Here is an 18,261-nt window from a genome sequence, read left to right on the forward strand (position 1 = left end):
TGGTTAGTCTCTCGCCGAAACTGCCCGTGCGGCAAAGACGTGCTACGCCGCTCCCCCGCGGGGCCGGAGGAGCCAGATGGACGATCGACCAAGACAAATCGATAGCCTGATGCAGGACGACGGCTTCGTCCGGGTCCGGGGCGCGCGCGAGCACAACCTCAAAAACGTCGACGTCAGAATTCCGCGCAATGCCCTGGTCGTGTTCACGGGTGTGTCGGGCTCCGGGAAATCCTCGCTCGCCTTTGGAACGATCTACGCCGAGGCGCAGCGGCGCTATCTGGAATCGGTGTCGCCCTACGCGCGGCGCCTTTTCCACCAGATGCAGATTCCCGAAGTCGACGACATCGAGGGCTTGCCGCCGGCGGTTGCGCTCCAGCAGCAGCGCGGCGCGCCGACAACGCGGTCGTCCGTTGGTAGTGTAACAACCATCTCCAACCTGCTCAGAATGCTCTACTCCCGGGCCGGCGACTATCCGCGGGGACAGCCGATGCTCTATGCGGAATCGTTTTCTCCTAACACGCCGGAAGGCGCCTGCCCGACCTGCCACGGCATCGGCAGGATGCTCGATGTCACCGAGAAATCCATGGTGCCCGACGACACCAAGACGATTCGCGAGCGTGCCGTCGCGGCCTGGCCGAGCGCCTGGCAGGGACAGAACCTCCGGGACATCCTGACGACGCTGGGCTACGATGTCGACAAGCCCTGGCGCGAGCTCCCGAAGAAGGACCGCGACTGGATCCTGTTCACGGAGGAGCAGCCCACCGTTCCGGTCTATGCCGGTTACGACGCAGCCGAAGTCAAACGGGCCCTGCGCCGCAAGGAGGAGCCGAGTTACCAAGGTACGTTCACCGGCGCGAAGCGCTACGTGATGCAGACCTACGCGAAGTCCGAGAGCGCGATGATGAAGCGCCGGGTCGCTCAATTCCTGATCACCCGGGACTGCCCGACCTGCCACGGCACGCGGCTGAAGCCCGAGGCGCTCAAGGTCAAATTCGCCGGTCTCAATATCGCCGAGATGTCGCACCTCCCGCTCAAGCAGCTGCAAGAGTTGATGAAGCCGTTCGCAACGGCGCATGGAGCATCAGAGAAGGTCGTCGTCGCCCGGCGCATCTGCGAGGATTTATCGGCGCGACTGAACGTCCTGCTCGATCTCGGCCTCGGCTATCTCGCCTGCGAACGCAGCACGCCAACGCTGTCGCCCGGCGAATTGCAGCGGTTGCGTCTGGCGACGCAGGTCCGCTCGAACCTGTTCGGCGTCGTCTACGTGCTCGACGAGCCGTCTGCCGGCCTGCATCCTGCCGACACCGAAGCGTTGCTGCGAGCGCTGGACCGGCTCAAGCACGCGGGAAATTCGATCTTCGTCGTCGAACACGAGATCGAGGTGATCAGGCATGCCGATTGGTTGGTGGACGTCGGGCCTGACGCCGGCGAAGGCGGCGGAAACATCCTCTATAGCGGACCGCCCGCAGGGCTCGGCGAGATCGAGCAATCGCGGACCGCCCATTATCTTGCCCATCCGCGAAACAAGCTGCGGACGGTCCGTCGCGAGGCGAAGGGGCATCTCAAGGTCAGAGGCGTGAGCCGCAACAACCTTCACGGCCTCGACGTCGATATCCCGCTGGGTGTCATCGCCAGCGTCACCGGCGTGTCGGGCTCCGGCAAATCGAGCCTGATCAGCCAGTTCCTCGTCGATGCCGTGGCCGGCCATCTCGGCCACACGCTTCCCATTGACGCGGACGACGACAGCCTGGCGCCCACGGTCGAGACATTGGGCGGCAAGATCGTCGCCGGCCTCGACGAGGTCGATCGCCTCGTGGTGGTGGATCAGAAGTCGATCGGCCGCACGCCGCGATCGAACCTTGCGACCTATACCGGCCTGTTCGATCATGTGCGGCGCCTGTTCGCGGCAACGCCGCAGGCGAAGTCCCGTCGCTACGATGCAGGGCGCTTCTCGTTCAATGTCGCGAAGGGCCGCTGCGCGACCTGCGAGGGCGAAGGTTTCGTCTGCGTCGAGCTTCTATTCCTGCCCAGCGTCTATGCGCCCTGCCCGACCTGCAAGGGTGCACGCTACAACGACAAGACGCTCGAGGTGAAGATTCGCGGAAAATCGATCGCGGATGTTCTGGCCATGCGCGTCGATGAGGCCTTCGACTTCTTCCGCGACGAGTCCACATTGAACCGGTCGCTGTCCGTGGTCCGCGAGGTCGGCCTCGGCTATATCCGCCTCGGTCAATCCGCCACCGAATTGTCCGGTGGCGAAGCCCAGCGCATCAAGCTGGCGACCGAACTGATGCGCCCGCAACGCGGACACACGCTCTATGTCCTGGACGAGCCGACCACAGGCCTTCACCCGCGCGATGTCGAGCGGCTGATCGCCCAGCTCGAGCGGATCGTGGACGCGGGCAACAGCGTCGTCGTGGTCGAGCATGACATGGATGTCGTCTCTCATAGCGACTGGATCATTGATCTCGGCCCCGGCGCTGGCGACGAGGGCGGCCATATCGTCGCCTCGGGGACGCCGCATGAGGTCGCCAAAAGTGGCGGCAAGGCCGGTGGGAAGACGGCGCGCTATCTTGCCCGCCGCTTGACCCAGTGACGAACCTGATCCCAGGTCATACAGCCACCCATTTCGCAATTGCGTTCCGGGCCGCGGAGGACGGACCCAGACTTTCGCGTTGTTGACTTTCGGGTTCCCGCTCCCAATACTTCGCGAAAAATAACTGGACCGATCAACAGACGGTTTTGAGGGAGGATAGGATGCCGACTTCACGCAGGCAGCTGCTGAAGAGCTCGGCGGCTGCCGCCGCTGCGCTCAGCCTCGATTGGACACGGGCGCAGGCGCAGGCCGAGAATTTGCGCATCGGCCTGATCTACGACCTCACCGGGCCGTTTGCCGCCGGCGGCTCGGTCGCCTCCTCGATCGGTGCACAGATCGCCATCGATCTCGCCAACGAGAAGGGCGGGATCGGAGGCAAGACCAAAATCGTGCCGGTCGCCGCCGACTCCCAGAGCAAGCCGGATGTCGCGATCAACGAGGCCGAGCGCCTGATCAGCCAGGAAAAGATCGACATCATCAATGGCGTCTATGCGAGCTCGCACGCCGTGCCGCTCGCCGCCAAGGTCGAGCAGCAGAAGAAGATCCTCTGGATCACGACCGCGGTCTCGACCGCCGTGTTCAAGGACAAGAACCTGCAATATGTGTTTCGCGCGCAGATCCATTCCGACCAGTACGGCCAGGCTTTTGCGGGCTTCCTCGCCGAGCACGCCAAGGGCAAGCTCGGCATGGAGCCGGGCGAGGTCAAGGTCGCATTGATCCACGAGGATGGGCCTTATGGCGTCGGCGTTGCCGCGGCGGACGAGGCCTATGCCAAGCAGGCCGGCATCCAGGTGGTGATGCGCGAGGGCTACTCGGCGTCCGCACCCGACCTCTCGGTGCTCGTGACCAAGCTCAAGCGCGCCAAGGTCGATGTGATCTCGCATGCCGGCTACAACCCCGACATCACCCTGTTCCTGCGCCAGGCCCGCGAGAGCGGCCTGCGCTTCAAGATGCTGTTCGGGGCAGGCGCCGGCTACAGCCAGCTCGACAAGCTGCGCGCGACCTTCGGTCCTGACATCGACAATTTCTGCAACATCGATCCGGTGCCGGCGCAGCTGCTCGATCCCGCGAAGCTCGCGCCGGGCATCGGCGACCTCACCAACGCCATGGTCACGCGCTACAAGGCCAAGACCGGCGCGACCGACGTCCCCCCACATTGCTCGATGGGTTTTAACCAGACCTGGGTGCTGCTCAGCAACGTGCTCCCCGTCGCCAAGGAAAAGTATGGCAGCTTCGAGCCCGAGGCCATCCGCAAGGCTGCACTCGACGTCGACATTCCCGCCGGCGGCACCATCCAGGGCTATGGCGTCAAATTCTTCCCGCCGGGCACGCCGATGTCAGGCCAGAACGAGCGCTCGACCCCGGTCGTGATGCAGAACGCCGGCGAGCACATCTCCGTGGTGTGGCCGACCAACATCCGCACGCAGGACCCGGTATTCCCGCTGCCGAAGGGATCGACCTACGGGGCGTAGTGCGAGCTACGAGCAACGCTGCGCTCCCTCGCCCCGTTCTTACGGGGAGAGGGTTGGGGTGAGGGGCTGTCTCGGCGTTGACGGTGAGAGACGGACTCGCGGAGAGCCCCCTCACCCGAAAGCTTCGCTTTCGACCTCTCCCCGCAAGCGGGGCGAGGTGAACTACGGCGGAGACCACGCCCTCACAACACCACCCGCCGCCCCTCCTCCGCCGCCCAATAGCCGGCGTAGTTCACCTTGATCGTCTCATACGCCAGCGCGAGGTCCGACAGCGGCTGCCGTCCCGTCGCCGCGCATTCCATGAAATCCTGGATCTCCTGCAAATAGCCGCGCGTCCATTCCTCTTCGAGGCAGACATATTGCCAGCCGGTTTTGCGGTCGACCTTTTCGGTGATGTAGACGCTGGCGAGCTTTTCTTCGCTGGTCTGGTAGCTCATCAGATGGTTGTTCGGCGTGATGTTGGCGAACAGCGAACCGCCGCTCGTATAGGTCTCGACCAGATTGCGCACGCCGCCCATGATCATGTCGCCGGAGAGCACGGTCGCCTTGGTGCCGTCGGAGAAGGTCGCCGTCAGCGTGCCCCAATCCTCGACATCGACCGGATTGGCCTTGATGTAGGTGCGCTCTTCCGGCTTCAGGCTAGCCGTGACGTTGCCGACATCGCCGGTGACGCTGGCAACGCGGATGGTCTCGCCGCGGGCCTTCGCCTCGACCTGCTTGAGATAGAGGATCGCCGAAAGCGGATGGCAGCCCATGCGGATCAGCGAGCCGCCGCCGGTCATCGCCCATTGCGCGGCATGGGCTGCGTGCGAGCCGGAATGGCTCTCCTCGCCCTTCATGAACAGGATTTTGTCCTTCGTCGCCCTGATGATCTCGGCGGTCTTGGTCACCGCCGGCGCGTAGATCCAGTCCTCGGCATACATGAAGAGTTTTCCGGTATGCTCGATCGCGCCGCGGGTCGCGTCCATCTCCTCCAGCACGCGTTCATACATCAGCGCCTTCGGCACGTACTTGCCGATCGGCTGTGCGTCGCCCTCGCGGCCGAAATAGCCGGCGAAGGGTTTTTCGCAGATGACGTGCTTGCCGGCCTGCATAGCGGCGACGATCATCTCGGCATGAAGATTGGGCGGCGTGCAGATGTCGATGACATCGAGCTCGCGGTCCGCGATCAGTTCGGCAAAGCTGCGATAGACCTTCGGTATCCCGTGATGCCTTGCGAAATCGACGACGCGATCGCCGCGCGCGGCCACCGCCGCGACCTCGACGTCCACCCCATAGACGCGCCGGAACGCATACATGTGCAGCTCCGACACGAAGCCGCAGCCGACGAGTCCCACACGAATCCTGGCCATAGCGCCCCCCTTGCCTTGGGCGGCACTATAGCGCGCTCGCGGGCCTAATCCACCGAGACCCGCACCACGCCGGCGCTCATCATGCCGAGCGCGCGGGCAGCAGGCACCGAGAGATCGACGATCCGACCACGGATGAACGGGCCGCGATCATTGACGCGGCACTGAATCGTGCGCCCGCTATAGGAGACCCTGAGCACGCTGCCGAAGGGCCGTGTCCGGTGAGCGCAGGTCAGCTCCCCTTTGCCGGCTTTTCCGTATCCGTAATATGAGGCAAGGCCGCTTTCGGCATTTGCAACGGAGATGAAGGCGAGAGATGAAGTCGTCAAACAAAGCAATAAAGTCGTCTGCGCTCGCACGGCACCGCTCCCGGTTGGCCCGGCCCCGCGCCGCAAACGTCGCGTTGTTCCCTTAAGTTCCAGGAACTGCCGGGCGGCGCCCGGCAGTGCCATCACACTTTGTTACTGTTTGTGGAACACCAGCGCGCGGATCTCGATGCTCTCGCGCGGCGCTGCATCAGCCGGGGTGGTCGGGTCGACGAAGGCCGTGTGCGGTCCGAAGCGGGTGCGGCCGTCGGTTGCGGAATCATAGCACTTGAGCAGCAGAGCCTCATCCGGCGTCATCTCGGGGAAATAGAACCAGCGATGGTTCGGATTGTATTTCACCGAATAGGTCTCGCCGCGGCGGTTGGGATAGATCAGGTCGGACGCGACCAGATCGTCAGGCTTAACCGTGCTGCCGTCAGCCATCGCCAACGGTGAATCACGCAGGGGCCCACGGATCGGCCGCCAGAGATTGATCACCTGTACGCGTCCCCTAAGCAACGCGTCAGCTTCATCAGGCAGATGCTCGCGCACGCGGTTGGCGCCGGAGACGGCGGTCTGGTCGACGTGGACGCGCGTCGCGGGCTGGCGCGGGCCACCGTCGCGAATATCCGGAGCGCCCGCGACGCGCCTGCGTACGGTGTGGTCGAAGATGAAGACCCGGTCGGCCTTCAATGTCGCCCGCAAGAAGGCTTCGACGGCGGGATAATAGACCGCCTTGATTTCCGCCTCGTTGTAAAAGTCCTTCACCTGGTTCGGATGGCGCACCAGCGCAAAGCCTTCGCGATCGAGCGAGAAATTTTGCGCGATCAGTCGCGCGTCGAAGATCGGCACCTGATGCGGCTCCGGCAGCAATGTGCTCTTCGGTTCGCCCGGCGGCGGATCGAAGGCGTAGGTGCGCGGCTTGCCTGATGTCGGCGCGAGGTAGTTGAGTTCGGCGGTGACGAAGGGAAGCGATTCGATTTTTGTTTCTTGCAGGCCCATGGCCGGTCTCCCGATGTGGTCGTCTGAATGATTTTTGCGGCGGCGAGACGCAGTGCAAGAGGCGCGATGCAAATAGCAATGGTGGTGTTGTCGAAGGCTGAGAAAGCAGAAGGAACGTTTCGCGGAAGGCGATTGCGCTGGAACGCGTCTTCCTGCTTCACAGATGCTTGAGCGCTTGTGAGGTCTCGTGCCCCGGACGCAGCGCATCACGAAGTGGTGCGCTGCAGAGCCGGGGCCCATCTAACGGAGAGCATTCCGTGCGGCATGGGTCCCGGCTCTGCGCAGCAGCGTTGCACGCTGCAGCGCGTCCGGGACACGAGAGTGCCGCTACAATCCCGCCTTCGCGATCGCATCCGCAAACGAGCGATCGACGATCTCGGCCGCATCGAGCTTCTGCTTGATCAAACCCCAGCGGAAATAGAGATCGATCGTGCTCTGCTCGTCCGCGACCACGCCGTCGTCGATCGGCGCGATCCGGATTTTTGCACGCGACAGCCAGTTCAGCGGCACGGCGGTCGGGATGTTCATCAGCCTGCCCCACGTCGCGGCATAGCTGTCGATATTGTTCAGCGACCACGCCCGCGCTGCTGTGAGCCGGCGGATGAAGTCCGTCAGCTCCGCGCGTTTGTCGCGGATGGCGTCGGGCCGTGCCACCTGAAAGCTCAGACCCGGCGTCAGGCCCTCCGAATTGATGATGCGGCGCGACTTGAACAGCACCTCTTCCTGGCTCACATACGGCTCCCAGGTCGACCAGGCGTCGACCGAGCCTTGCGTGTAGGCGATCTTGGCATCGGATGGCGCGAGAAACGCGATCTGCACGTCGCTCGCAGCCCAGCCGTTCTTCTCGAGCGCGGCGAGGATGAGCTGATGGCCGATCGAACCGCGGCCAGTGGCGATCTTCTTGCCGCGCAGATCGGCAAAACTCTTGATCGGCGAAGTCTCCGGCACGAGGATCGCGAGCCCCTCGCGCGTCTGGCGGATCGCGGCGATCGCCTTCACCGGCGCGCCGGAGGCGGCGGCGAAGGTGAAGGGCGCGTCGCCCACGAGTCCGGTCTCGATCGCGCCGGCACTGAGCGCCTCCAGCAGAGGCGCCGCCGCCGGAAACTCCTTCCACTCGATCTTGTAAGGGATGTCTTTCAGCACACCCGCCGCTTCCATCACGGCCTGCGCATTGCCCTTCTGGTCGCCGACGCGCAGCGTGGTTTGCGCTGCCGCCAGTTCCAGCGAACCGAACAGCAGCGCGCCGGCCAGCATGAGACGGATCATTCCGCCGCCTCGCCGCGAACGCCTTGACGCTCCGCGATCAGCTTGCGCGTCAGCGGGATCAGCTCGCGGCCATAGTCGATGGCATCGGGCAGCGGATCGAAGCCGCGGATCAGGAAATGGCTGACGCCGAGGTCGTAATAGTCGGCAAAAACCTCGGCGACCTGCTCGGGCGTGCCGACCAAAGCGGTGGTGTTGCTGTTGGCGCCGGTGAGCTTTGCGATCTCGGTCCACAGCCGCTTGTCGATGCGCGCGCCCTGGTCGGCCGCCGCCAGCAGCCGCTTGGCGCCCTCGGTCGCGTGATTGGGCCGGCGATAGCCGGTCTGGTCCTGCAGCGCGGTGGCGCGTTCGAGGATCCCTTCGGCCTTCTGCCAGGCCTTCTCCTCGGTATCGGCGAGGATCGGCCGCACCGACAGGCTGAAGCGCGGGCTGGGACGCCCATGCTTCGCGGCTGCGGCGCGCACACGCCCGGTGACATCGCGCACCTGGGCGTAGGATTCGCCCCACAGCGCAAAGGTGTCGGCATGCTTGCCCGAGACCTCGATCGCAGCATCGGAGCCGCCGCCGACGAAGGTGTAGATGCCGCCCTTCTGGAGCGGCTTCACCTGCGAAAAACCATTCTCGACGTTGTAGTACTTGCCGCTGTAGTTGAACGGCTTCTCGCTGGTCCATTCCAGCCGCACGATGTCGAGGAACTCGCTGGTGCGGGCGTAGCGCTCGTCCTTGTCGTCGAGCGTGTTGCCGTCCTGCCTGAGCTCGATCGCGTTGCCGCCGGTGATGACGTGCAGCGAGACGCGGCCCTCATAAAGCTGGTCGAGCGTGGCGAGCTGGCGCGCGAGCAGCGTCGGCGCGGTGAAGCCAGGGCGCTGCGCGATCATCACCTTGAGCTTTTTGGTGATCGTCAGCACGTGCTGGGCAATCTGGAGCGCATCCGGCGTGGTCGAATGGAACGCCAGCAGTGCGCGGTCGAAGCCGGCAAGTTCGTGCGCCTTCGCCACCGTCTCGATATACGCGGGATCGAGCACCGGACCCTGGCGCACGATGGTCTCGGAAGCATTGCTGTTTGCGATAAAGCCGATGAACTCGACCGACATCGGGAACTCCTTGTAAGTGATGAGTCAGACGCCCAGCGCTGCGCGCCCGGCTGTGATTTTGGTGGTGTCGTCCTGCGGGGTGTGGACGCGGCCGCAGAGCACGTCGCGGTAATGCCGCTCCAGCGGATTTTTGCGCGACAGACCGTGATTGCTGGTCAGCGACAAGGCCTCCTCCACTGCGGCTACGGCGTTATTGGTCACCGTCAGCTTGATGATGTTGGACTCGATCGCGCTCAGCTGCAAGCCGTCGTCGAAATCGGAGGCGAAGCTGTCGATCAAACGTGCGTTGATCGCGAGCCGCGCCTCGATGCCGCCGAGGATCTCCTGGGCGCGCGGCAAGGTCGCCAGCGGCGCGCCGAGACTGCCCGGCACCCGCGTCTTCAGGAAGGTAACCAGCCAGTCCCGCGCCGCACGCGCGATGCCGTCATAGATCGCGGCGACGAAGAGAGTGTGGACGGTCGCCTGCGCGACGTCCGGCGCGCGCCAGTCAGCAGGCTTGCGGACATCGATCTCGGCGTCGAGCGCGATCACGACGTCGTCGAAAATGACGTCGTGGCTGCCGCTGGCACGCAGGCCGTGGTGGTCCCAGGTCTCGACGATGCGCGTGCCCGGCAGGCCCGCCGGCACCAGGAACTGGCCGACGCGCGGCTCGGCTTCGTCGGTGCGGGCCCAGACCAGATACCATTTCAGGATCGGCGAACCCGTCGAATAGACCTTGTGTCCGGAGAGGCGCCAGCCGGTCTCGGTGCGGCGCGCGATCGTCGCCGGCAGACCGCCGCGCGCGGGCGAGCCGAGTTCCGGCTCGACACGGAGCGCATTGATCAGCGCAAGGCCCTCCACGGTTTCCTGTGCGAGCTTGCGCGACAGCCGCACCGGCCAGCTCGGGCTGCGTGCCATCACGAAATGATTGATGTAGTGCATCGACAGCACCAGCGCCGTCGATGAGCAGGCCTTGCCGACGATGCCGAGAACACGTGCGGCGTACCTCGCACCGGCACCGGCGCCGCCAAAGGCGGCCGGTACCGTCAGCGACAACAAGCCCGCTTCGGAGAGCTCGCGAAAATTCTCGAAGGGAAAGCTGCCGGTGCGATCGTGCTCGGCCGCCCGCGCCGCAAAGCCTTCGGCCAGCGCCTCGGCGCGCGCGATGTAATCAGGTTCGCTATGGGGCGTGCGCCCCTTGGCTATGGAAGTCACCATGTGGCGTCTAACCCCAACAGACCAAGGATCTGCCGGCGCAGATCCGCAAGATATGGATCGCCGCGATGGCGCGGATAGGGCCGGTCGACCCGAATGTCTGCCTTCACGCGCGCCGGACGATCGCTGAACACGATGACACGGTTGGCCAGCACAAGCGCTTCCTCGGCGTCATGCGTGACGAGGAGCGTGGTAAAGCCCTTGCGTTGCCAGAGCGACACGAGCTCGGCCTGCATGGTGATGCGGGTGAGCGAATCGAGCTTGCCCAGCGGCTCGTCGAGGATCAGGATTTTTGGATCGTTGACGAGCGCACGCGCCAGCGCGACGCGCTGCGCCATGCCGCCGGAGAGCTGGTGCGGATAGGCGGTGCGGAAGTCCGACAGCCCGACGAGATCGAGCGCGGCATCGACGCGATGGCGCTGGCTCTTCAAAATGCCCTGCGCTTCCAGCCCCAGCGCGACGTTGTCCCAGACCGAGCGCCAGGGAAACAGGGTCGGATCCTGGAACACGACCACGCGCGAGGGATGCGGCGCCCTGATGCGGCTCTCGTCCTCGCGTAGCGTTCCCGACTTGGGCTTGTCGAGGCCTGCGACGAGGCGCAGCAGCGTGGACTTCCCGCAGCCGGAGGGGCCGAGCAACGCGACGAACTCGCCAGGCTCGACGGAAATGCTGACATCGTCGAGCACCGGCAATTCGGCGCCGTCGATGTCGAAGGCGTGGCTGACCTGCTCGATGTCGAGCGCGGCGCCGGCCGCCGCAGGAGCGGCGACTTCGGCCAGTGCGGCTGCGGCTACCATTTGACGGTCCCCTTCTGCCAGACCAGCAGGCGGTCGCGGATCGCAAACAGCAGCGTGATCGCGCCGGAGCAGAGCAGCGACATCACGATCAGCGCCGCATACATGTTGGCGTAAGCCGCCCAGCCCTGCGCCCATTGCAGATACCAGCCGAGGCCGGCCTTGACGCCGATCATCTCGGCGACGACGAGCACGGCAAAGGACGCGCCGAGCCCCATGAACAGGCCGACGAAGACGTGTGGCAGCGCGGCGGGAATCGCGACCTTCAGCACCAGGAAGGACGGCTTTGCGCCCAGCGTGCGCGCGACGTCGTAATAGGCATTGCTGACGCTCGCGACACCGGACCATGTCAGCACGGTGACGGGGAAGCCGGTCGCGAGCGCGATCAGGAAGGTCGAGGCGCTCCAGCTCGACGGGAAGGTGAAGAAGGCGATCGGCAGCCAGGCGGTCGCCGGCAGCGGGCCGATGAAGCGCAGCACCGGATGCGCCCAATAGCCAACGGCACGCGACCAGCCGATCGAGACGCCGGAGACGAAGCCGACCGTTGCGCCGATCAGACAGCCGCCGAGCTGAAGCTTGACCGAAGCGAACACGCTGTCGAGCAGCTTTGGCAGGTCATCGGTGTAGACCTCGATGATCGACTGCGGCGGCGGAAAGAACGGCAGCGGCAGCCAGGCGAACTTTGCGGTGGCGACCTCCCAGAGCGTCAGGAACGCGCCGAGCGCCACGAGCCATGGCGCACGCTGGCGCAAGCCGCGGCCCGCCGATCCCAGATAGTCGGCCCCGACCGTCCCGAGCAGGGCGATCGCCGCGATGATGAAGGCTGCAATGCCGAGCGAATGCGTGCGCGACCAGTCGCCGAGATCCTGCCACCACAGGCAGGAGAAACCGAAGGCGATCCAGGCGATGCTGGCGAGAACGCCGACGCCGGACTCCCGGATCCAGGTCGCGAGCCACGGCGCGCGCGAGGTCCGCGGCGCGCCAGAGGCGAGGCCGTCAGACAGCGAATACGTCGACATAGATGCGCTCCGCGAATTTGGCGGTATCGGTGCTCTGCTTGAAGACCTGCACACTCTTGAGGTCGTCGGCATAGGCCTTGAGTTCGCGCTTCAGCACCTCGCCGACGGGATGATGATGGTGAGTGTGGTAACGCACCATGCCCTCGATATCGGCGAGCGACGCCGTCTTCGGCGCGTAAGGCTGGAACGATTTTGCCGTCACGGCCGGATTCTGCGCGGTCAACATCGCGGCATCGAGCAGCGCCTGCGTCAGCGCGCGCGCGACCTGCGGCTCCTCGCGCACGAGCGAGCCGCGCAGGCCGAGGATGCAGCAGCTCTTGTCGCGATACTCGCCATCGAGATTGGAGGCGACCTCCTTGTACTGGCTGTCCTTGAGCCAGAGATAACCGAGAGGGTCGGACGACAGGAACGCCTGCACCTCGCCCTTCTCCACGGCGACGTTGAGGAGGTTGCCGGGATAGGCGCGCCAGTCGACGTCCTTGTTGGGATCGATGCCGAGCTTGGCGAGCTGAACGGAGAAGAAGTTCTTGTCGGGACCGCCGAGATCGCCGACCGCGACGATCTTGCCCTTGAGGTCGGCGAGCTTCGTCACGCTGGAATCGGCGCGGGTCAGCACGCGCATGCAGCCGCCATGGGTGCCGGCGGCGATCTTGACGTCAAAGCCCTGCTCCAGCGGCTTCAGCCAGCGCAGCGCCATGCCGAGCCCGGCATCGCTCTTTCCGGTCGCGATCGCCTCGAGCAGCTGGTCGGTCGAGCCGGAATAATTGATGAGCTCGACGTCGAGATTGTGCTTCTGGAAGAAGCCGTGCTCGATGGCGACCGGCACCGGCGCAAGGCACACCGCGCCGGCATTCCACGACAGCTTCAGCTTGCGCGGGGCGCCGGTCAGCGCGGGTGCGTCCGAGGCCGTCCGGCATAGCGGAAACTCCGAGAGGTCGACGCCCGGCGCGATCGCCTGCGGCGCGAAGGCCTGTGCTGCGCCAAAGGCACCGAGCGGCGCGGCGAACGCCGCCGCCAACCCCGCCTGGAGCAAATGACGCCGGTCGAGGCTCGATCCACCGCTCTTGTTGTCGTTGCCCATCAGTCCCCACTCCTGCGCTGGCACAACGCCACCGTTCGCGCATCGCTTCGCGTTGCGCATATTCCATGTGGAGCTGCGTTGAGAGAATAATCTCCGCCGGCGCTTACACGCCGCTTTGATGCGATGCGCAAATCATGCGGCGCGCCCGCCGCATCGTCAATGAAATGGAATTTCGAATGTGACGCGAAGCGAAGTCATTCTCTCCTTCGGCGTGTGCCGGGACGATGAAACGATTTTCGCCGATGCATCCGTTGGCAGAGCCCGCCGCGACTCCCACCCCTGCTTCATTCTTGCGCAGCATCGGCCGCGCACGCCGCACGTTCTCGAAAGCACCGCCTCGCTGAAACGTCCTTGCCCGCCGCAGCCGCAATACGAATTGCCATTTCATTGACTGCGTACCGCGCGATCATAGACTTCATCGTCTCGCTGCATCGTTTGCTCACGCGTTGTGAGCCAAAGTAACAAGCAGGCAACAAGACAGGCCAATGAGCATCAACTCCGACGATCATTCCATCACCCGCCGGCTTGCGGCATCGCTGCTCGCCGCAGCCATTACGCTATCGACCGCGGCCGCCGCGTTCGCGGCCGACACCGTCGTGCTGCGCGTCGGCGACCAGAAGGGCGGCAACCGCTCGCTGCTGGAGATTTCAGGCTACGCGAAGGACCTGCCCTACAAGATCGAATGGTCGGAATTCCCCGCCGCTGCGCCGATCCTGGAAGCACTCAACGCCGGCGCGCTCGACGTCGGCTACACCGGCGACCTCTCCTTCCTCTCGGTCTACGCTGCCGGCGCGCCGATCAAGGCGATCGGCGGAACGCGCTCGGATGCAAGGACGCAAGCGATCCTGGTGCGCCAGGATTCGCCGATCAAGTCGGCCGCCGACCTCAAGGGCAAGCGGCTCGCCGGCACGCGCGGCGGCTGGGGCCAGTTTTTGATCGACGCGACGCTGGAGAAGGCGCAGATCAAGCTGGAGGATGCCACCTTCGCCCCGCTTGGCCCGGTCGATGCCAAGATCGCGCTGGTGGCGGGTTCGATCGACGCCTGGGCGGTGTGGGAGCCCTACGTCTCGTTCGCGACGCTGAAGGACAAGGCCCGCGTGATCGCCGACGGCGAAGGCCTGACACCGACCATCACTTTCATCGTCGCCTCCGACAACGCCATCGCCACCAAGCGCGCGGCGGTGCAGGACCTCGTGCAGCGGCTCAACAAGGCGCGGCTGTGGTCGCTCGACCACCTCGGCGAATACGCCAAAAGCACGGCCGAATTAACAAAACTGCCCGAGGACGTGCTGCTGTCGGCCTACACCGCGCAACGCACCAGCCCGATCGTAATCGACGAGAACGTCGTGAAGGAGGTGCAGGCGGCATCAGACCGTTCGACGCGCTACGGCATCCTGCCGAAGACGCTCGACGTCGGCAAAGCCGTCGACCGCAGCTTCACCGCCGCGGCCGCGGGATCGAATTAGCCGGACGCGGCGACATGCGCACATCTCGGCTCAAGGCCGGCCCGCTGCATCTCGCCGCGATCGTGCTCGCGCATTTCGCCTGCATGAGCCTGATCGTGTGGCTCTCGCTCTAGCCGCGCAGGATCACCAATATCCGCGATAGTAGTGCCGGTAATACGGCCGGTAGTAGCCGTAGCGATAGCCGTAATACGGACGGTAAGGCCGATAGTATCGCGGATAGGCATAGGCTGGCCCGCCATAACCATAATAGGCTGGCGCATAGCCGTACCCGTAGCCATAACCCGGATATCCGTAGCCACCGTAATACGGGCCGCCGCCATAGTAGCCATAAGAGCTGCTGGCGATGGCACCGCCGATGATGGCGCCGGCCGCGAGACCTCCAAGGCCCCATCCCCAACCACCGCCGCGCCAATGCACCTGCGTGACATCGTCGCCGGCCGCGGCCTTCATGGTCGCGACATTGGTCGGCATCGGACCCGCTGAGGCCTGCCCGATTTGGCCGGCGATGACCGCGCCAGCGAGCGAACAGGCAATTGCCGTTTTCCAGATCCTCATCGTCTTACTCCCTGTCTGACGTCTCGTTTGGAAATGGATCGCAGCGCCATGATCGGTCATCCTTGCGCCAAGTCAAAGTCTCGAATTCGGCCTCGACTTTGCGTGCACCGCACAAGACGCATGCCTCCATTCTGACCAGCCGGTTTGCGACGGGGCTCGACGGCCCCTCCGCATGTGACACCGGCACGACGGTGGCTGAGGCCCGGTCCCCCCGGCAAAGCATTAAGCTTCCCGTGCATTCGCAACCAACAACCACCTTCCTGATTTACTATTCGTGCCATTACTATCGGTTCCAATGTGCGCGGGCCGGGAGGCTTCTCGCGAAGCGCCACGTTTGTGGGAGGAAGACATGAGTGCCGCGAGACCCGAGCCGCTTGCCCGTCAGGCGCTGGCGTTCGTCCTGGCCGGCGGACGCGGCAGCCGGCTCCTGGAGCTGACCGACCGGCGCGCCAAGCCCGCCGTGTATTTCGGCGGAAAGTCCCGCATCATCGATTTCGCGCTCTCGAACGCGGTGAATTCGGGCATTCGCCGCATCGCGGTCGCCACCCAGTACAAGGCGCACAGCCTGATCCGGCATCTCCAGATGGGCTGGAACTTCTTCCGCCCCGAGCGCAACGAGAGCTTTGACATCCTGCCCGCCAGCCAGCGCGTGTCGGAGAACATGTGGTATGTCGGCACGGCGGATGCGATCTACCAGAACATCGACATCATCGAGTCCCATGCCTGCCGCTTCATCGTCGTGCTCGCCGGCGACCATATCTATAAAATGGACTACGAGGTGATGCTGCGCCAGCACGTCGACAGCGGCGCCGACGTCACCGTCGGCTGCCTCGAAATGCCGCGCCAGGAATCGTCCGGCTTCGGCATCATGCATATCGACGAGAACGGTTGGATCCAGGAGTTCCTGGAGAAGCCGAAGGATCCGCCGCCGATGCCCGGCAAGCCCGACGTCTCGCTCGCCAGCATGGGCATCTACGTGTTCAACGCGAACTTCCTGTTCGACCAGCTCAAACGCGACGCGGAGGACCCGAACTCCAACCACGATTTCGGCAAAGACATTATCCCCTACCTCGTCAAGAACGGCCGGGCGATGGCACACCAGTATTCGACCTCGTGCGTGCGCTCCGGCAGCGATCCGCGCGCCTATTGGCGCGATGTCGGCACGGTCGACGCCTATTGGGCTGCCAATATCGACCTCACCGACGTGGTGCCGGAGCTCGATCTGTTCGACCGCGCCTGGCCGATCTGGTCTTACGCCGAAATCACGCCGCCTGCGAAATTCGTCCATGACGAGGAGAGCCGGCGCGGCCAGGCGGTGAGTTCGCTGGTCTCGGGCGGCTGCATCATCTCCGGCGCCTCGCTGCGCCGCTCGTTGCTGTTCACCGGCGTGCGCATCAACTCCTACGCCAATGTCGAGAACGCGGTGATCATGCCCTACGTGACTGTCGGCCGCGGCGCACGGCTGAAGAACGTCGTGATCGACCGCGGCATCGAGATCCCCGAGGGCCTCGTCGTGGGCGAAGATCCCGAGCTCGATGCCAAACGCTTCCGCACCACCGAGCAGGGCATCTCCCTCATCACCCAACCGATGATCGACAGGCTCAATACATGATGCCTGTTCGCGTCCTCGCGGTCGCCTCTGAAGTCTATCCCATCGTCAAGACCGGCGGCCTCGCGGATGTCGCCGGCGCGCTGCCGAGCGCGCTGAAGGCGCACGGCGTCGAGATGCGCACGCTGATGCCGGGTTATCCCGACGTGATGCGGCGGGTTTCCGGAGCAGAAGAAATCCGGCACTGGCCGGATTATTTCGGCGGCCCCGGGCGGCTGCTCGCAGGCTCCCATGAGGGCCTCGATCTGTTCGTGCTCGACGTGCCGCATCTCTATGCACGACCGGGCAACCCCTATGTCACGCCTGAGGGCCTCGACTGGCCGGACAATGGCGTGCGCTTCGCTGCGCTATCGCGCGTCGCCGCCGACATCGGCCACGGCCTCGTTCCGGCCTTCGTGCCTGACGTCGTGCACGCCCATGACTGGCAGGCAGGGCTCGCGCCAGCCTATCTGCACTATGACGGCGGGGCGCGGCCGGGCACCGTGATGACCATTCACAACATGGCCTATCAGGGCAAGTTCGCATCCGAGCTGGTCGGATCGATCGGGCTGCCCTGGCACTCGTTCAACGTCAACGATCTCGAATATTTTGGCGGGATCAGTTTCCTGAAGGCAGGCCTGCAATTCGCTGATCGCATCACGACGGTGTCACCGACCTACGCGCAGGAGATCCAGACCGATGAAGGCGGCATGGGGTTCGGCGGCTTGCTGCGCGCGCGCGCCGACGCATTGAGCGGCATCCTCAACGGCATCGACATCGAGGTCTGGAATCCGCAAACGGACCCGCACATCGCCTATCGCTTCGGCGCGGACGAACTGACGTTTCGGGCCGCGAACAAGGCGGTGCTTCAGCAGCAGTTTAATCTCGACTCCTCCGACGAAGCCCCGCTGCTCGGCGTCATCAGCCGCCTGTCCTGGCAGAAGGGTCTCGATCTCCTGCTGGAGACGATCCCGATGATCCTCGAGCAAGGCATGCAGCTCGCACTGCTCGGCAGCGGCGATCGCGATCTCCAGGATCGCTATCAGGCCGCGGCCCGCGCGAATCCCGGCCGCATCGGGGTCCTGATCGGCTACGACGAGATCCTGGCACATCTGATCCAGGCCGGCTCGGACGCGCTGATCGTGCCGTCGCGGTTCGAGCCGTGCGGCCTCACCCAACTCTGCGCACTGCGCTATGGCGCTGTCCCGATCGTCTCCCGCGTCGGCGGGCTGGAAGATACCATTGTCGATATCGGCGAGGCCGACCGCGACGCCACCGGTTTCAAGTTCGGTCCGGTCTCCGCGGATGCGCTCGCCTGGACGCTGCGCAAGGCCAACACCACCTTCCATAACAAATCGGCTTGGCGGCGGCTGCAACTGAATGGCCTTGCCACGGACGTCTCCTGGCGCAACCGCGCCGGCGACTATGCTACGCTCTACCGCAATCTCATGGCGGCGCGCCGCCCGGCGTGACCATCGTCGAA

16 protein-coding genes are annotated in these 18,261 nt (G+C 64.8%); 5 read left to right on the forward strand and 11 right to left on the reverse strand.

The window, feature by feature from the left end; translation table 11 throughout:
• Positions 1-76: 76 nt before the first annotated feature.
• Positions 77-2,596, forward strand: coding sequence for an excinuclease ABC subunit UvrA (gene uvrA, locus B5V03_RS21740; protein WP_129272438.1), 2,520 nt, complete (start codon positions 77-79; stop codon positions 2,594-2,596).
• Positions 2,597-2,757: 161 nt separating this feature from the next.
• On the forward strand, positions 2,758-4,068 hold the full coding sequence (locus tag B5V03_RS21745) for an ABC transporter substrate-binding protein (RefSeq protein WP_129272439.1): 1,311 nt from the start codon (positions 2,758-2,760) through the stop codon (positions 4,066-4,068).
• A 182-nt stretch (positions 4,069-4,250) separates the two neighbouring features.
• Here B5V03_RS21745 and B5V03_RS21750 read toward each other — a convergent pair whose 3' ends face one another.
• The 10 genes from B5V03_RS21750 to B5V03_RS21795 form a co-directional block, all read right to left on the reverse strand.
• Positions 4,251-5,420 carry a Gfo/Idh/MocA family protein gene (locus B5V03_RS21750; RefSeq protein WP_129272440.1) on the reverse strand — a complete coding sequence of 390 codons (1,170 nt, stop codon included), beginning with the start codon at positions 5,418-5,420 and terminating at the stop codon, positions 4,251-4,253.
• 44 nt (positions 5,421-5,464) lie between these two features.
• The gene (locus B5V03_RS21755; protein WP_129272441.1) at positions 5,465-5,776 is read right to left on the reverse strand and encodes a septal ring lytic transglycosylase RlpA family protein; all 312 of its coding nucleotides are present in this window, start codon (positions 5,774-5,776) and stop codon (positions 5,465-5,467) included.
• A gap of 102 nt (positions 5,777-5,878) precedes the next feature.
• Entirely contained in the window at positions 5,879-6,724 is an 846-nt protein-coding gene (locus B5V03_RS21760) for a CmcJ/NvfI family oxidoreductase (protein ID WP_129272442.1), read from the reverse strand.
• A gap of 327 nt (positions 6,725-7,051) precedes the next feature.
• On the reverse strand, positions 7,052-7,990 hold the full coding sequence (locus tag B5V03_RS21765; protein ID WP_129272443.1) for an ABC transporter substrate-binding protein: 939 nt from the start codon (positions 7,988-7,990) through the stop codon (positions 7,052-7,054).
• Positions 7,987-9,081 carry an LLM class flavin-dependent oxidoreductase gene (locus B5V03_RS21770; RefSeq protein ID WP_129272444.1) on the reverse strand — a complete coding sequence of 365 codons (1,095 nt, stop codon included), beginning with the start codon at positions 9,079-9,081 and terminating at the stop codon, positions 7,987-7,989. The genes B5V03_RS21765 and B5V03_RS21770 overlap by 4 nt, the downstream gene beginning before the upstream one ends.
• A gap of 24 nt (positions 9,082-9,105) precedes the next feature.
• The gene (locus tag B5V03_RS21775) at positions 9,106-10,278 is read right to left on the reverse strand and encodes an acyl-CoA dehydrogenase family protein (RefSeq protein WP_129272445.1); all 1,173 of its coding nucleotides are present in this window, start codon (positions 10,276-10,278) and stop codon (positions 9,106-9,108) included.
• Positions 10,272-11,072 (reverse strand): ABC transporter ATP-binding protein, encoded by an 801-nt coding sequence (locus B5V03_RS21780; protein ID WP_129272446.1) that lies wholly within the window; start codon positions 11,070-11,072, stop codon positions 10,272-10,274. Before B5V03_RS21780 ends, B5V03_RS21775 begins: the two co-directional genes overlap by 7 nt.
• Positions 11,066-12,088 carry an ABC transporter permease gene (locus B5V03_RS21785; RefSeq protein ID WP_129272447.1) on the reverse strand — a complete coding sequence of 341 codons (1,023 nt, stop codon included), beginning with the start codon at positions 12,086-12,088 and terminating at the stop codon, positions 11,066-11,068. Before B5V03_RS21785 ends, B5V03_RS21780 begins: the two co-directional genes overlap by 7 nt.
• Positions 12,066-13,169, reverse strand: coding sequence for an ABC transporter substrate-binding protein (locus B5V03_RS21790; protein WP_129272448.1), 1,104 nt, complete (start codon positions 13,167-13,169; stop codon positions 12,066-12,068). The genes B5V03_RS21785 and B5V03_RS21790 overlap by 23 nt, the downstream gene beginning before the upstream one ends.
• 103 nt (positions 13,170-13,272) lie before the next feature.
• Positions 13,273-13,557, reverse strand: a complete 285-nt coding sequence (locus B5V03_RS21795) for a hypothetical protein (protein WP_129272449.1) — start codon at positions 13,555-13,557, stop codon at positions 13,273-13,275.
• Between the two features lie 97 nt (positions 13,558-13,654).
• Here B5V03_RS21795 and B5V03_RS21800 point away from each other — a divergent pair, with 97 nt between their 5' ends.
• Entirely contained in the window at positions 13,655-14,635 is a 981-nt protein-coding gene (locus tag B5V03_RS21800) for an ABC transporter substrate-binding protein (protein ID WP_129272450.1), read from the forward strand.
• Between the two features lie 123 nt (positions 14,636-14,758).
• Here the strand turns inward: B5V03_RS21800 and B5V03_RS21805 are convergent, their stop codons facing one another.
• Positions 14,759-15,190, reverse strand: coding sequence for a hypothetical protein (locus tag B5V03_RS21805; RefSeq protein ID WP_129272451.1), 432 nt, complete (start codon positions 15,188-15,190; stop codon positions 14,759-14,761).
• A 349-nt stretch (positions 15,191-15,539) separates the two neighbouring features.
• Between B5V03_RS21805 and glgC the strand changes: the two genes are divergently transcribed.
• The gene (glgC, locus tag B5V03_RS21810) at positions 15,540-16,802 is read left to right on the forward strand and encodes a glucose-1-phosphate adenylyltransferase (protein WP_129272452.1); all 1,263 of its coding nucleotides are present in this window, start codon (positions 15,540-15,542) and stop codon (positions 16,800-16,802) included.
• Positions 16,799-18,250, forward strand: coding sequence for a glycogen synthase GlgA (gene glgA, locus B5V03_RS21815; RefSeq protein WP_129272453.1), 1,452 nt, complete (start codon positions 16,799-16,801; stop codon positions 18,248-18,250). Before glgC ends, glgA begins: the two co-directional genes overlap by 4 nt.
• Positions 18,251-18,261 lie beyond the last annotated feature (11 nt).

This window comes from Bradyrhizobium betae, assembly GCF_004123905.1.
Taxonomy (GTDB): Bacteria; Pseudomonadota; Alphaproteobacteria; order Rhizobiales; family Xanthobacteraceae; genus Bradyrhizobium; species Bradyrhizobium betae_A.

Excerpts from the sequence above, each read along its gene's own strand:
- uvrA (WP_129272438.1), top strand. The coding sequence starts at position 77 with ATGGACGATCGACCAAGACAAATCGATAGCCTGATGCAGGACGACGGC.
- B5V03_RS21745 (WP_129272439.1), top strand. The coding sequence starts at position 2,758 with ATGCCGACTTCACGCAGGCAGCTGCTGAAGAGCTCGGCGGCTGCCGCC.
- B5V03_RS21750 (WP_129272440.1), bottom strand. The coding sequence starts at position 5,420 with ATGGCCAGGATTCGTGTGGGACTCGTCGGCTGCGGCTTCGTGTCGGAG.
- B5V03_RS21760 (WP_129272442.1), bottom strand. The coding sequence starts at position 6,724 with ATGGGCCTGCAAGAAACAAAAATCGAATCGCTTCCCTTCGTCACCGCC.
- B5V03_RS21765 (WP_129272443.1), bottom strand. The coding sequence starts at position 7,990 with ATGATCCGTCTCATGCTGGCCGGCGCGCTGCTGTTCGGTTCGCTGGAA.
- B5V03_RS21770 (WP_129272444.1), bottom strand. The coding sequence starts at position 9,081 with ATGTCGGTCGAGTTCATCGGCTTTATCGCAAACAGCAATGCTTCCGAG.
- B5V03_RS21775 (WP_129272445.1), bottom strand. The coding sequence starts at position 10,278 with ATGGTGACTTCCATAGCCAAGGGGCGCACGCCCCATAGCGAACCTGAT.
- B5V03_RS21780 (WP_129272446.1), bottom strand. The coding sequence starts at position 11,072 with ATGGTAGCCGCAGCCGCACTGGCCGAAGTCGCCGCTCCTGCGGCGGCC.
- B5V03_RS21785 (WP_129272447.1), bottom strand. The coding sequence starts at position 12,088 with ATGTCGACGTATTCGCTGTCTGACGGCCTCGCCTCTGGCGCGCCGCGG.
- B5V03_RS21790 (WP_129272448.1), bottom strand. The coding sequence starts at position 13,169 with ATGGGCAACGACAACAAGAGCGGTGGATCGAGCCTCGACCGGCGTCAT.
- B5V03_RS21795 (WP_129272449.1), bottom strand. The coding sequence starts at position 13,557 with ATGAAATGGCAATTCGTATTGCGGCTGCGGCGGGCAAGGACGTTTCAG.
- B5V03_RS21800 (WP_129272450.1), top strand. The coding sequence starts at position 13,655 with ATGAGCATCAACTCCGACGATCATTCCATCACCCGCCGGCTTGCGGCA.
- B5V03_RS21805 (WP_129272451.1), bottom strand. The coding sequence starts at position 15,190 with ATGAGGATCTGGAAAACGGCAATTGCCTGTTCGCTCGCTGGCGCGGTC.
- glgC (WP_129272452.1), top strand. The coding sequence starts at position 15,540 with ATGAGTGCCGCGAGACCCGAGCCGCTTGCCCGTCAGGCGCTGGCGTTC.
- glgA (WP_129272453.1), top strand. The coding sequence starts at position 16,799 with ATGATGCCTGTTCGCGTCCTCGCGGTCGCCTCTGAAGTCTATCCCATC.